Origin of the sequence: Pseudonocardia sp. KRD291, assembly GCF_019263595.1 — a bacterium.
Classification (GTDB): domain Bacteria; phylum Actinomycetota; class Actinomycetes; order Mycobacteriales; family Pseudonocardiaceae; genus Pseudonocardia.
In genome coordinates this window covers 1-14,366 of sequence record NZ_JADQDD010000161.1, presented here as the reverse complement: position 1 = coordinate 14,366, position 14,366 = coordinate 1, and the positions used below count along the sequence as shown (strand labels likewise).

At 75.0% G+C, this 14,366-nt stretch carries 9 protein-coding genes and 1 pseudogene; 3 read left to right on the top strand and 7 right to left on the bottom strand.

Annotated elements, in window-relative coordinates; all coding sequences use genetic code 11:
- The 6 genes and pseudogenes from I4I78_RS20630 to I4I78_RS20605 all read right to left on the bottom strand — a co-directional run.
- A pseudogene (locus tag I4I78_RS20630) lies at window positions 1-670 on the bottom strand (hypothetical protein); the annotation flags it as partial.
- Complete coding sequence (locus I4I78_RS20625) at window positions 667-4,110, bottom strand: UvrD-helicase domain-containing protein (protein WP_218613087.1); 3,444 nt, start codon at window positions 4,108-4,110, stop codon at window positions 667-669. The gene I4I78_RS20625 and the pseudogene I4I78_RS20630, both read right to left, overlap by 4 nt.
- A 75-nt stretch (window positions 4,111-4,185) precedes the next feature.
- Window positions 4,186-7,554, bottom strand: coding sequence for an exodeoxyribonuclease V subunit gamma (recC, locus tag I4I78_RS20620; protein ID WP_308252249.1), 3,369 nt, complete (start codon window positions 7,552-7,554; stop codon window positions 4,186-4,188).
- 43 nt (window positions 7,555-7,597) lie between these two features.
- Window positions 7,598-9,076 (bottom strand): SDR family NAD(P)-dependent oxidoreductase, encoded by a 1,479-nt coding sequence (locus tag I4I78_RS20615; protein WP_218613085.1) that lies wholly within the window; start codon window positions 9,074-9,076, stop codon window positions 7,598-7,600.
- Window positions 9,077-9,131: 55 nt separating this feature from the next.
- A complete protein-coding gene (locus I4I78_RS20610) occupies window positions 9,132-9,785 on the bottom strand; it encodes a heme oxygenase (biliverdin-producing) (protein WP_218613084.1) in 654 nt (217 codons plus the stop codon).
- Window positions 9,786-9,851: 66 nt separating this feature from the next.
- Entirely contained in the window at window positions 9,852-10,463 is a 612-nt protein-coding gene (locus I4I78_RS20605) for a TetR/AcrR family transcriptional regulator (RefSeq protein WP_218613083.1), read from the bottom strand.
- Between the two features lie 115 nt (window positions 10,464-10,578).
- Between I4I78_RS20605 and I4I78_RS20600 the strand changes: the two genes are divergently transcribed.
- Window positions 10,579-12,303 (top strand): thiamine pyrophosphate-dependent enzyme, encoded by a 1,725-nt coding sequence (locus I4I78_RS20600; RefSeq protein WP_218613082.1) that lies wholly within the window; start codon window positions 10,579-10,581, stop codon window positions 12,301-12,303.
- Between the two features lie 43 nt (window positions 12,304-12,346).
- Here I4I78_RS20600 and I4I78_RS20595 read toward each other — a convergent pair whose 3' ends face one another.
- Window positions 12,347-12,832 carry a peroxiredoxin gene (locus I4I78_RS20595; protein WP_218613081.1) on the bottom strand — a complete coding sequence of 162 codons (486 nt, stop codon included), beginning with the start codon at window positions 12,830-12,832 and terminating at the stop codon, window positions 12,347-12,349.
- A 177-nt stretch (window positions 12,833-13,009) separates the two neighbouring features.
- Between I4I78_RS20595 and I4I78_RS20590 the strand changes: the two genes are divergently transcribed.
- Both I4I78_RS20590 and fmdA read left to right on the top strand, forming a co-directional pair.
- Window positions 13,010-13,294 (top strand): FmdB family zinc ribbon protein, encoded by a 285-nt coding sequence (locus tag I4I78_RS20590; protein WP_218613080.1) that lies wholly within the window; start codon window positions 13,010-13,012, stop codon window positions 13,292-13,294.
- Between the two features lie 63 nt (window positions 13,295-13,357).
- Window positions 13,358-14,366 (top strand): formamidase (gene fmdA, locus I4I78_RS20585; RefSeq protein ID WP_218613079.1); only part of this gene is annotated, 1,009 nt, incomplete at its 3' end.

Genomic DNA, 14,366 nt, shown 5'->3' with positions numbered 1-14,366 from the left:
CGGTCGTCGTCTTGCCGGTGCCCGGCCCACCGGCCACCACGCTGATCGGGCGCAGCGCGGCGACCGCGACGGCCAGCCGCTGCCGGTCGCCGTCTCGGTCCGGGAACAGCCGGTCCAGCACGCCACGCATCCGGTCGGTGTCGACGCCGGGCACCAGTCCGGCCCGCTCGGTGAACCCCAGGCGGACCTGCTCCTCCTCCGCCCAGTACCGGTCCAGGTAGAGCAGGTTCCCCACCAGGCGCAGCGGCCGCCCGGGATCGGCGTCGGCGCCGAGACCGACCAGCGGGCTGGCCGCGACCTGTTCCCGCCAGCCGGCTGGCTCCGGCCAGGGCAGGTCGGTGGGGTCGATCGCCTGCTCGCCCTCGCCGAGCACCGTGGTGGCGACCGTGGACAGGTCCAGGCACACCGACCCGTTGCGGATCGCCCGCACGGCCAGCGCGGCGGCGAGCAGCACCGGCTCCGGTTCGCCGTGCTCGCGCCCGTCGGCCTGGCTCGCGTCGGCCGGGCGCCCCTCTGCCGGGCGCCCGCCGAGGCGGGCCAGCCTGCGCGCGACGTGCAGGTCGCCCGGCGCGAGCAGCTCGGCCGCGTTGAACTCGGCCAGCAGCCCGGTCGCGGTGCGCGCGACCCGGGCGTCGAAGGGGTCCCGCTCGGTGACGCCGGGGGCGCTCATGTGCCGTCTCCGTCCAGCAGGTCCGACAGCTCGCAGACCAGCGCCGCCGGTGGACGCCAGCCGAACACCCCGCAGGGCGAGCCGTCGATGACCGGGGTGTCCGGCCCGCACATGCCGCGCAGGAACAGGTAGCCGACGCCGCCGAGGTGCGTCGCCGGGTCGTAGCCGGGAAGCCGCCAGCGCAGGAACCGGTGCAGCGCCACCGCGTAGAGCAGCGCCTGCAACGGGTAGTGCGCGCCCTGCATCGCCGCGGCCAGGTGCGACGGCGCGTAGTGCGCGGCCGTCAACGGCTCCCGGCCGGCCGGGCCGATCGGCCCGAGCCAGTTCGTCTTGTAGTCGACCACCAGGTAGCGCGCCCCCGGCCCCGAGCCCGACCCGGAACCGAGGCGCAGCACCGAGTCGATGCTCCCGGTCAGGTACCCGCGCAGCGGCTGCTCGGCCAGACCCGGCACGGCGAGGCGGTCTGCGTAGCCGGCCAGCGGGTCGTCGCCGTCCAGGTGCCGGGCCAGCAGCTCCGCGACCCGGCCCAGGCGCAGCGTCCCGGCGGGGGAGTCGCCGCCGCACAACGGCATCTCGAACTCCAGCTCGGAGAGCCGGTCGACCGGGGCGACGTCGGCGAGCGTGTACCCGTCGGCGACCGGGCCCAGCGGCGTGCGCAGCACCGGAAGCAACGCGGCGGCCAGCTCGTCCGGGTCGACGTCGGCGGGCTGCCGCGCCAGCTCCTCGCGGGCCCGCGCGGCCAGCTCCGCCCCGAGGTCGCGCGCGCCGGTGTCGACGGTCTCCAGCACCGCGTGCACGAGCGTGCCGAAACCGGCCCCCATCGGGAGCTCGGCCATCGGCGACGGCACCGCCGCGACCCCTGCGCCCCCGGTGGCCTCGTCGGCCGGTGCGCCGGGGGCCGGCGGGTCGAGCGGCTCGTCCCGGGTGCCCTCGGTCTCCGGCTCGCTGAGCACACCGGCCGGGCTCGCCTGCTCCTCCTCCACGTCGACGTGGACCGGCACGGAGGCGTGCGCGCTCGCCGTCAGCGAGGTGTAGGAGGTGCGCCGCCACGCCGTGTCCAGCGTCCGGTCGAACGCCGCCGCGGCCAGCTCCGGGGCGGGGTCTCCGGGCGGGGCCGTCGCCGGCTCACGGTCCGTGAGCGTCTCCACCGCGACGCCCGAGGGTTCCAGCTCGCGCAGCATCTGCAGCACGTTCGCGTCGCCGGGCACCTTCACCGATGCCGGCGGGTCCTGCCCGGCGCCGGGCCGCCCGAGAAGCAGGCGGTGCAGCGCCGACGCCGGGGTCGTCGTCGCCGGCGCCCACCAGACGACGACCTGGCTCCGCGCCCGGGTCAGCGCCACGTAGAGCAGCCGCAGGTCCTCGCCGGCCTCCTCGCCCTGGTGCCGCGCCGTGCGCTCGGTGCGGTCCGGGCCGCTGGGGCCGCCGACGTCGAGCACCCGGGAGCCGTCCGGGTCGTGGTAGAGCAGCGGGTCCGGGGTGTCGGCGACCCACCGGTCCCAGGCGAAGGGCAGGTAGACGACCGGGAACTCCAGCCCCTTGGACCGGTGCACGGTGACGATCTGCACCGCGTCCGCGTCGGACTCCAGGCGCCGGCTCCGCTCGGCCGCGGTGTCCCGGGCCGCCTCCCCGATCCGGTGCCGCAGCCACTCGATCAGCGCCGACGGTCCAAGATGGCGCTCCAGCGCCGCCGAGTGCAGCACCTGCCCGATGTGGCGGATGTCGGTGAGCGCCCGCTCCCCGTCCGGTCGCGACAGCAGCCGCTCGGCCGGTCGGCGACGGGTGGTGACGGCCTCCAGCAGCGCCGCGACCCCGCGCTCGGCCAGCACGACGTGCCAGGCACGCAGGTCCGCACCCAGGTCGTCGACCAGCCCGTCGCCGTCCGGGCCGCACAGGTCGGCGACGGTGTGCCCGACGAACCGGGTCAGCGCCGCCGCGCGCAGGCGCACCACCCGCTGCGGCTGCTCCACGGCCTCGAGCAGCGTCAGCCAGTCCGCGGCCGCGTCGGTGCCGAACACGCTGGTGCTGCCGGCGACCACGGCCGGGACCCCGTGCGCCGCGCAGGCGTCGCGGACCATCGTGCCCTGGGCGTTCGTGCGCACCAGCACCGCGACGTGCCCGGGCCGGACCGGCTCGCCGTCCACCAGCGCGGGCGAGGCCAGCAGCGCCGACAGGTCCAGCGCGACGTCGCGCGCCACGACCGGCCGGGTGATCTTCGTGGTGCCCAGCTTGCGCCCGGTCAGCGGCTCCAGCCGGTCCCGGTCCACCACACGCAGCCGGACCGGGGAGTCCGACGGCGCCCCGCGCAGCCGCCGCTGCGCGTGCTCGGCGTCCACCGGCCGGACCAGGATCCGGTCGTCACCCAGCGCGGCGCCACGCAGCAGCGCGTCCAGGGCGCCGAGCAGCGCGGCATCGCTGCGGTAGTTGCGGCCCAGCGTGCGGACCACGTCGGCCTCGTCGAGGGCGGCCAGGTAGCTGACCACGTCCGCCCCGCGGAACGCGTAGATCGCCTGCTTGGGGTCGCCGATCAGCACCAGCGTCGTGCCCGGGACCCGGTGGAACGCGCGCCGCAGGATCTCCCACTGCTGCGGGTCGGTGTCCTGGAACTCGTCGACCAGCACCACCCGGTAGCGGGCGCGCAACCGGTCGCAGGCCGCGGCGCCGCGCACCGGGTCGGCCAGCGCGCCGGCCAGGCGGCCGAGCATGTCGTCGTAGCTGTAGAGCCGGCGCGTGCGCTTGCGCCGGTCCACCTCCGCCCGGACGGCCTCGGCGAACCCGCGCCGGACCGCGGCGGCGGAGCGTGGGTCGGCCCCGGCCGGCTCCAGCCGGGCCTGCGGGTCGCCGACCGCGCGCCGGGCCAGCTCGAGCGCGGCCTTCCGGTCGAACGCCGGCCGCGCGGCGCCGGGGGCGGCGTACTTGCGCACGTAGAAGTCGTCGACCACCTCGGTGACGACGTCGTCGACGTGCTCGACGAACTCCGCGTCCGGGTCGTTGTCCCCGGCAACCCCGAGCCCGGCGAGCATCTGCTGGCAGAACTGGTGGGTGGTCGCGATCGTCGCCGAGTCGAACCCGGCGATCGCGGCGGCGAGACGGTCCCGCCGGGCCCGGACCTGCTCGGGCGGGCCGGCGGCGAGGAGCGCGGTCACCCCGTCGGCGTCGCCGGGGAGCTCCCCGGCCGGCTCCCCGGTCAGCAGGGCGGACAGGGCCCGCTCGGTGCCGGCCAGCCGTTCCCGGACGCGTTCGCGCAGCTCCTGGGTCGCGTCGCGGCCGAACGTGACCAGCATCAGCTGGTCCAGCCCGACCACGCCCTCGGCCACGTAGCGGGCCGCCAGCGCGGCGATCGTGAACGTCTTCCCGGTGCCGGCACTGGCCTCGAGCACGGTGGTGCCCTCGGGCAGCGGCCCGCACACGTCGAACGTCGTGGGAGCGAGGACTGCGGTCACGACTCCGCCTCCGCGGGAAAGAGCACGTCGGCGGTCATGATTCCGCCTCCGCGGGAAGAAGCACGTCGGCGGGGGTCACGGCATGTCCATCTTCTCGGCATCGAGCAACGGGACCCACAGCCGCATCGCCAGCTCCCCGAAGCGGTGCGGCTCCCCGCCGGAGCCGGGGGAGGCCGGCCGGTCGGGCGGTGTCGTCAACAGGTCCGACAGGGGCGCACCGGCGCCCCACACCATCTCGTGCGAGGGGTCGGCCACCTCGAACGGCGACCAGTCCCGCTCCGCGGCGGCGCGCGCGTTCTCCGGGTTCGCACCCGCGCGCCGGGCGCGGGCGTAGGCGGCCGCGGCGTCGGTGGGCAGCGGCAGCGGCTCGCGCAGCCCCACCCGGCGCAGCGCGACCAGGTCCGCGAGCAGCGCCCGCGCCCGTTCCGGCTCCACCGGGCCGAGGGTGGAGCGGGCGGCGCCACCCCCGCCGCCGCGGCCCAGGGTGACCGCCTGCCACGCCACGTCCGGATGCCCCGCGGTGAGCGCGAGCAGCTGTACCCAGGCCCGGAGCCGCTGCTTGGCCTTGAGCCGCGAGTACTCGACCCGCAGCACCGTTGCCCCGTGCAGCCGCGGCACCGTGCCCACGACCAGCACGCCGCCCGCGTCGGCCGAGACGTCACGCGAGGTCGGGGCCCCGGAGTGCAGCACCGCCGCGGCGGCGACCAGCGGGTCCACGTCCGAGACGACCTTCTCCAGGACCCGGGCCCCGATCCCGCCCGGCGGGAGCTCGCCGCGGCGCCATTCGGCCTGGGAGCTGCGGTCGGCGTCCGCCCCGGCCAGGCGGTCGCTCAGCAGCCGGTCCCCGATCCGCCAGGTCGCCAGGCCGTCGACCTCCACCGGCAGCGCGTCCGCCGGTTCGGCGTTCTCCGCGGTCGGCACGACCCGGACCCGCTGGCGCAGGAACCCGCGCACCGGGTTCTCGACGAACGTCGCCAGGTCCTCCAGCTCGACCTCGGCGACGTCGGCCGGGTCGGGCAGCGCCGAGGTCAGGAACCGGCGCGGTGTGGTGTCACGTTCCCCGGCCGCGGCCCGCGCGCCGCGCAGCGACACCCGGTCGAAGCTGAACGGCCCCCGCGGCACGAGGGCGCCCGCGGTGAAGTTGCGCCCGTCGAAGGGCTGCAGCGGGTGCGCCACCCGCAGGTGCTCGCTCGCCCGGCGGCCGTCGGCGGCGCGCACGGTGGCGTCGATGCTGTCGAGCAGCTCACCGATCGGGACCGACGGTGGGCGCCGCGCCCCGGACCGCTCGTCGGCCCCCGAGGACACCACGACCAGGTGCTCGGTCGCCGACGAGACGGCGTCGAGCAGCAGCTGGCGGTCCTCGCTGCGCGGGTCCCGCTCGCCGACGGCCGGGTCGCGGGCCAGCACGTCGTCGCCGTCGGCGGAGCCCGCGCGGGGGAACACACCGTCGTCGCAGCCCAGCAGGCACACCACCCGGTGCGGCACCGCCCGCATCGGGACCAGCGTCGCGACGGTGAGCGTGCCGGTGCGGAAGTTCGCCCGGCTCGGGCGCCCGCGCAGCCGGTCGGCGAGCAGTCCGCGCACGTCGGACAGGTCCAGCTCGACGGTCCCCGCCTGCGGCCCGGCCGAGGCCACGACCTCGGTCAGCTCGGCGCGCGCCTGGTTCTGCTGCCAGGCCTCGGACGGGGTGGTCGAGGTCAGCGACGCGAGCGCGTCGCAGAGCGCGTCCACCCACGCCGTGAGCGGCTGCGGGCCGGTCAGCGCCGCGACGGCGGTGCCGACCCGGTCGAGGATCTCGGCCAGGGCACCGACCAGCTCGACGTCGGATGAGTCCACCTCGTCGAGCGGCAGCGCGGTCCCCAGCCAGGCGGGTGCACCGGGCGTCTCGGCCATCGCGACGCCGAGCAGCATCCGGTCCAGGCCCGCCGACCACGTGTTCTGCCCGAAGTTCTCCAGCCGGAACGGCCTGCGGTGCTCGCCGTCGAGACCCCACCGGACACCGGCCGCGGTGACCAGCTCGCCGATCCGCTCCAGCGCGTCGTCGTCGAGCCGGAACCGGCGCCGCACCGGCCCGGAGGCGACCAGGTCCAGCACCTGCGACGTGGTCAGCCGGGCGTCGGCGAGCTCGAGCAGCGTCGCGACCGTGCCGAGCAGCGGGTTCGACTGGCGCAGGGCCCGGTCCGCGAGCCGGACCCGCAGCCGGTGCCCGGGGTGCAGGTCCGCGGCGGTCGGGCCGTCCGCGTCGTCCGGGGCCAGCCCGAACGACGCCGTGATCAGCGGTGCGAACACCTCGATGTCCGGGCACATCACGATGATGTCGCGCGGCTCCAGCGTCGGGTCCGCGGCGAGGAGCCCGAGCAGCACCTCGCGCAGCACCTCGACCTGCCGGTCCGGGCCGTGGCAGGCGTGCAGGGCGATGCTGCGGTCCTCCGGGTCGAGCAGCGGGCGCTCGTCGGTGGGCGCGCGGTCCTCGCGCAGGTCGCCCTGCAGGCGTTCGAGCAGCGTGCGGGGCTCGGCGCGCGCGGTCGCGTGGTGGGTGTCGCGCGCCCCTGCCGGCAGGCGCAGGGCGAGCTCGCGGACGTCGCGGCCCAGCGAGCGCAGCAACGGGTGGGCGACGCGGAGGTCGCTGTCGTCGACGGCGCGCGCGACCGCCACGCCGGGCGAGGCGCCGCGCACCGCTTCCCACATCGCCGGGGACGGGTGCGGCAGCCACAGGTGGACGTCGCGGTGCTGGGCCAGCGCGTCGAGGACGGCCAGGTGCTCGGCGGCCAGCCGGGTCGGACCGAACAGCGAGAGACGGGCCGGCAGCCCCGCCGTCACGTCACCCTGCCCGGCGCCCGGCCCCGCCCGCAGCGCCGCGACCGCGTCCTCGAGCCGCTCCGCCGGGCCGGGCACGCCGATCCGTTCCCGCAGGCGCCGCCACAGCTCGGCCTGCCAGGCCAGGTCGGCCGGCACACCGGCGTCGGAGGCGGCCCAGCCGCGCAGCAGCGCGGGCCGGTGCGTGGCGTAGGAGGCGAACAGTCCGGTGAGCTTGCGGGCCATCGCGTAGCGGCGGCCGTGCCCGCCCCCGGCCAGATGCGCCGCGAGCCCGGCGAACCTCACGTCCCCGGAGGCCAGGACCTCGTCGATCACGGCCAGCAGCGGCCACACCGAGCGCGTCGGCGCCCAGGGGTCGGTATCCGGGTCCGTCCCGGTGACGGCGGCGACGACGTCGCCCAGCACCGCAGCCGGCGCCGGGAACCGGACGTTCGCGCACACCCCGTCGCCGCGACCCCCGCTCGCGCCCAGCCGGTGGGCCAGTCGCTGGGCCAGCCAGCGCTCGATGCCCTTCTCCGGGACGGCGACCACGTCGGCGACGAACGGGTCCGGCGGCGGCACGGCGAGCACCTCGGCCAGCGCGTCGACGAGGGTGTCCGCGCGCTCGGCCCGATGCAGTTCCAACACCCTCCGCACGCTATCGGCGACCCCCGACAGGACCGGTGGCGGTCTACCAGGGGCCGGGGGCGTAGTCCTTGAGGAACACCCCGTGCAGGTCCTCGCCCGCCTCCCCGGCGACGATCGGGTGGTAGACCCGCGCGGCGCCGTCGGAGAGGTCGAGCGGGGCGTGGAACCCCTCCTGCGCCAGGCGCAGCTTCATCGCGTGCGGGCGCTCGTCGGTGATCCAGCCGGTGTCCACCGCCGTCATCAGGATCCCGTCGGCGTCGAACATCTCCTGCGCGCTGGTGCGGGTGAGCATGTTCAGCGCGGCCTTGGACATGTTCGTGTGCGGGTGGCCCGGGCCCTTGTAGCCGCGGCCGAACACGCCCTCCATCGCGGACACGTTCACCACGTACCTGCGCCGGGCCGCCGAGGCCGCCATCGCCGGGCGCAGGCGGCTGATCAGGATGAACGGTGCCGTCTGGTTGCACAGCTGCACCTCGAGCAGCTCCAGGGGGTCCACGTGCTCGACGTGGTCGACCCAGCTGTTCGCGACGGCGGTGTCGGGCAGCAGCCCGCCCGCGTCGACGGCCGTGCCCGCGGCGATCCGCTCCGGCGACGCGCTGCGCGCGGTGGTCGCCAGGGCCGCGAGGTCGGCCGCATCAACAGCACCGGCCGCATCGGCCGCGTCCAGCACGCCGGTCAGGGCCGCCGGGTGCAACCGGGCGGCGGCGGAGAACGTGACCATCTCCGGCAGCGGCCCTGCCGGCAGCGGCGCCCGCTCGGCGTCGTCGAGGGCGGAGTAGGAACCGGGGGAGCGGCGCACGGTCTGCGCCGCGTTGTTGATCAGAATGTCGAGCGGGCCCTGTGCGGCGACGTCGTCGGCGAGTGCCACCACCTGCCCGGGATCGCGCAGGTCCACCCCGAGGATCCGCAGCCGGTGCAGCCACTGCGCACTGTCGTCGAGCGCGGCGAACCGGCGGGCCGCGTCGCGCGGGAAGCGGGTGGTGATCGTGGTGTGCGCGCCGTCGCGCAGCAGCCGCAGCGCGATGTACATGCCGATCTTGGCGCGGCCGCCGGTGAGCAGCGCGCGGCGCCCCGTCAGGTCGGTGCGGGCGTCGCGGTGGCGGTGGTTCGCCGCGGCGCAGCCCGGGCAGAGCTGGTGGTAGAACGCGTCGACGACGGTGAACCGCTGCTTGCACACGTAGCAGCCGCGCGCCGCGCGCAGGATCCCTGCGGTGGCCCCGGCCGCGGAGGAGACCAGCGGGATGCCAGCGGTCTCGTCGTCGATCCGGCCGGTCGCCCCGGTCGCGGTGGCCGCGGTGACGGCGGCGTCGTTCTCGGTGATCTCGCGTCGCTTGTCGGCGCGGCGGCGGAGCTTCAGCGACTTCCAGATCCCGGCCGTGGCCCGGCGCACGGCGACCGCGTCCGGGTGCTCGGTGGGCAGGGCGTCGACCTGCGCGAGCACCCGCAGGCAGGTCTGAAGCTCCTCGGGGGCGATCTCGGAGAGGGCAGCGGCGGGCCGCACGGACGGCTCGGTGGCGGTCAACCGCGCACTCCTGACGGATCGATCGAGAAAGGACCCGTGAAGTGTACGGGGGCGCTCAGGCCGCCAGACCGGCCCCGACCTCGTCGGCCAGCTCGCCGAGCACCGCGATGTTCAGCTCGAACGCGTGCACCGCCTCGGCGGCGACGCGGGCGCGGGCGACCTCGTCCCACGGCGCGGCGTCGAGCAGCGCGCGGTAGCGGACGCGGAACCTCGACGGGCTGCCCAGCGTCGCGAAGTCGTAGAACAGCGCGCCGGGCCCGGTGATGCCGTAGGTGCGGTCCAGCAGCTTGCCGACCATCTGCCCGCCGGCCAGGTCGCCGAGATAGCGCGTGTAGTGGTGCGCCACGAACAGTTGCGGGTCGCCGGCGGCGGTGCGCAGCCGGTCCACGTAGGCGTGGGTCGCGGGCAGGATCCGCGGGATGCCGCTGCCGAGCGCGTCCAGGTCGGCGTGCAGGCCGGGCAGCCTGCGCAGCTCGTCGATCACGAAGGGGCCGGCCACCGGGTCGTGCGCCAGGGTGTCCGATGCCGCCTCCAGCGCGCCGTAGATCGCGCCGTACTGCTCGGCCAGCAGCGTGTAGCCGTCCAGCGGCAGGTGCCCGCCGAGCAGGGCGGCCATGTAGGACGAGTGGTGCGCCCGCTCGTGCACGGCCATCGTGGCGTGACGCAGGCTGGTCGACAGCGGAACGGTCTCGGTACTCGTCACGTGCACCCTCTTCGATCGTTCTGACACCGTGTCAGAACGATGCTAGGGCACCGTCCCGGGTAAGGCTAGCCTTCACAGTGACCCGGCGACACCGTCCGCCGAGACCATCCGGCGCACGACCGCGACCGCCGACTCGATCGACGCCGGCAGCTCGTCGGCCGGCACGTCCACGATCTGGCGGGCCGAGAGCGCCGCGGAGACCATCGCGACGAGGACGTCCGGGTCCCCGGCGGCCATCTCACCGGCCGCGACGCCGTCGGCGACGATCGCGGCCAGCCGCCCGGTGATCGGATCGGCGTGGGCGGCGATCCGCCGGTAGGCCGACGGGTCGAGGGCTCCGGCCAGTGCCTGACCGGGCGGCAGGTGGAACTCGGAGAGCCGTTGCAGCTGCATCCGGGCGAACACGGCCAGCCGCTCGGTGGGGGACCCGGCGGCCCGCATCCCGGCGTCGAGGTCGCTCACGTAGCGCTGCGCCTCGTGCTCGACGAACGCCACCAGCAGCGACTGCCGGTCCGGGAAGTGGTTGTAGATCGAGGTGCGTCCGACACCTGCGGCGGCGGCGACCCGGGACAGGGTCACCGAGCCGAAGCCGCGCTCGTAGAGCTGCTCGCGCAACGCGGCGAACACCCGGGCCCGCACCTCTCCGCGGTGCGCCACGAGGGAGCCACCGATCACCTTCGGCATGCGGGCACCTCCTCGTCGTGTCGCCGACACCAGGTTAGCGCCGTGCCGGCGTGGATCCCGGGCGTGACCGGGTACCCGCCGGGGAACGCACTGTCGACGAACCCGAGGAGAACCCATGCCCACCGTCGCCTCGACCCTGGTCACCGCGCTGGCCGAGCACGGGGTCCGCAGCGTGTGGGGCGTCGTCGGCGACGCCCTCAACCCCGTCACCGATGCCATCTCCCGCGAGGAGCGCATCGAGTGGATCGGGGTACGGCACGAGGAGGCCGGCGCGTTCGCCGCCGGGGCCCAGGCCCAGCTCACCGGATCGCTCGGGGTCTGCATGGGCACCGTCGGCCCGGGGTCGGTGCACCTGCTCAACGGCCTCTACGACGCGAAGAAGTCGCACGCCCCGGTACTGGCGATCTGCGGGCAGGTGCCGCGCGCCGACATCGGCAGCGACTACTTCCAGGAGGTCGACAACGACGCGCTGTTCCGCGACGTCGCCGTGTTCTCCCGCACGGTGAGCATCCCCGAACAGCTGCCCTACCTGCTCGAGCAGGCCGTGAACGCGGCGAACCAGCAGCGCGGCGTCGCGGTGCTGACCCTGCCCGGCGACGTCGGGGAGCTGGAGGTCCCCGGCGGCGCCGTCCCGCACTTCGTCGACCACCACCCGGCCACCACGCCCGCCCCGGACCTTCTGCGCCGCGCCGCGGACCTCGTGGACGGCGCCGACAAGGTCACGCTGCTGGTCGGGCGCGGCGCACTCGGCGCGCAGGACGAGGTGAACGCCACCGCCGACGAGCTCGCCGCCCCGATGGTGCTCACGATCAAGGGCAAGGAGGGCTACGAGGGCGACAACCCCTACCAGGTCGGGCAGTCCGGGCTGATCGGCAACCCGGCCGCGCAGCAGGCGTTCGACGAGTGCGATCTGCTGCTCATGATCGGCACCGACTTCCCGTACCGGGAGTGGTACCCGCAGGGCAAGACGGTGGTCCAGATCGACTCGGCGGCCCAGCACATCGGCCGGCGCACGCACGTCGACCTGGGGCTGGTCGGCGACGCGGGCGCCACCCTCGCGGCGCTGCGTCCCCTGCTCGGACGCCGGTCGCGCTCACGTGCGCACCTGGAGTCGGCCCGGGCGCACTTCGAGCGCTGGAGCGGACGCCAGGCGCACCTGGCCGAGCCCGACCACGACGCGAAGAAGGTCGGCCGGATCCGGCGGGTGTTCGACAACCCCGAGCACCTGATCCGCCCGGAGGCGCTGGCCGCCGCGGTGAACCGGCACGCCGACGAGGACGCCGTCCTGATCGCCGACACCGGCATGACCACCACGTGGATGGCCCGGTTCGTCGACATCGACCGCCGCCGACGGCTGCTCGGCTCCTGGAACCTGGGGTCGATGGCGAACGCGATGCCGCAGGCCCTGGGCGCGTCCGCGCTCGACCGCGACCGGCAGGTCGTCGCGTTCTGCGGCGACGGCGGGCTGACCATGCTGATGGGCGACCTGCTCACCGCCGTCGCCTACCGGCTGCCGGTGAAGCTGATCGTGTTCGACAACTCCAACCTGGGCATGGTCAAGCTCGAGCAGGAGCAGGTCGGGATGCCGTCGTCGGGCACGACGCTGGCGAACCCGGACCTGGCCGAGGTCGGACGGGCCTGCGGGCTGCACGGGGTGCGCGTGGAGAAGCCGGGTGACCTCGACGAGGCCGTCCGCGACGCGCTCGCGCACGACGGGCCCGTGCTGCTCGACGTCGTCACGAACCCGGACGAGGTCTCGGTCCCGCCGTCGACCACCGTGGGGCAGGCGTGGGGCTTCGCCGTCGCCAAGGTGAAGGAGACGGTCGAGTCCCGGGAGTGAGGAATGCTCGTCGGCGGCCGCGCGTGCGGCCGCCGACCGAGGTTCACAGCTTCTCGAGCACCGACTCCACGCCGCTGACGCCGACGTTGGTCGGGACGTCCTCGACACCGATCTCCGAGACGACGCCGTCCTTGATGATCGCGGCGAAGCGCTGCGAGCGGGTGCCCAGACCGAAGCCGGAGCCGTCGAGCTCGAGGCCCGCGGCCTTGGCGAAGTCACCGTTGCCGTCGGCCAGCATCAGCACGGCGTCGCCGGTGTCGCGGGCCTCGCCCCAGGCGTTCATCACGAACGCGTCGTTGACGGCGATGCAGGCGACGGTGTCGACGCCCTTGGCCTTGAGGTCGTCGGCGCGCAGCACGTAGCCGGGCAGGTGGTGGTCCGAGCACGCCGGGGTGAACGCCCCTGGCACGCCGAACAGCACGACGGTGCCGGTGCCGAGGACCGAGCTGCTCTGGACGGGCGTCGGGCCGTCCGCGGTCATGGTCATGAGGGTGACGTCGGGAATCGTGTCACCGGCGGAGAGGGCCACGTCAGCTCCTGGTTCGGGGGATGAAGATCTGGATCGCAGCGTAGCCCCGTTCGGGTGCACCACGCCCCTCACCCGGGTCCACAACGGAGCATCCGCCCGGTGCGGACCTCGGCGAACGGCCGATTGACCTGCGCCGCAGCCGTCGCGACGATCGGGGCCCACGACGCGGAGGCCGCCATGGCGACGTACCGGTACCGCTGCGAGACCGACGGCCCGCACGAGGTGGCCCGCCCGATCGGCACCGCAGAGGAGACCCTGGACTGCCCGGAGTGCGGCGCCGCGATGCCCCGGGTGTTCGCGGCCCCGATGCTCGCGCTCGGTTCCGCATCGGCCCGGTCGCTGATCGAGCGCACCGAGCGCAGCCGGGAACGCCCGGACGTCGTGTCCGCACCCCCGCCCACGTCCGGTCGCCGCGCCGGCCCGGCGGCGGACCCGGCCTGGTCGCAGCTGCCCCGTCCCTGAGCACGACCTCACCGAGAAGGCCCGTCCCTGAGCACGACCTCACCGAGAAGGAAGGCCACGCCCGTGCCCGAGCTCGTGTTCCCGCTGGACTCCACCAGGACCTTCACCGACCAGCAGATCGTCGGCCACAACCGGTGGCACCCGGACGTCCCGGCCCAGGTGCACGTCAAGCCGGGCGACTCGTTCCGGGTGCACTGCCGGGAGTGGTTCGACGGCGCGATCAGGAACGACGACTCCGCCGAGGACATCCTGCACGCTCCGCTGAACGGGGTGCACGTACTGTCCGGACCGATCTCGGTCGAGGGTGTGAAACCCGGTGACCTGCTGATCGTCGACATCCTCGACGTCGGCCCGATCCCGCAGGAGGACACCGGCCCGCTGGCCGGGCAGGGCTGGGGATACACCGGCGTGTTCGCCACCGAGAACGGCGGCGGGTTCCTGACCGAACAGTTCCCGGACGCCTACAAGGTGATCTGGGACTTCACCGGCGGCACCGCGACGTCACGGCACGTGCCGGGGGTGTCGTTCACCGGGATCGTGCATCCCGGCCTGATGGGCACCGCGCCCTCGGCGTCGCTTCTCTCGCGCTGGAACGCGCGTGAGCAGGCGTTGATCGACACCGACCCGTCGAGGGTCCCCCCGCTGGCCCTACCCCCGCTGGCGGACTCGGCGATCCTCGGCTCGCTCTCGGGCGCCGACTTCGACCGCGCCGCCGCCGAGGCCGCCCGCACCGCCCCGCCGCGGGAGAACGGCGGCAACCAGGACATCAAGAACCTGACGAAGGGGACCCGGATCTTCTACCCGGTCTTCGTCGACGGGGCGAACCTCTCGGTCGGTGACCTGCACTTCTCGCAGGGCGACGGCGAGATCACGTTCTGCGGCGCCATCGAGATGGGCGGGTTCATCGACCTGCACGTCGACGTCATCCGCGGCGGGATGGACACCTACAACGTCGGCGAGAACGCGATCTTCATGCCGGGCAACACCGACCCGCAGTACAGCCAGTGGCTGGCGTTCTCCGGCACGTCGGTGACCCTGGACGGCGAGCAGCGCTACCTGGACTCGCACCTGT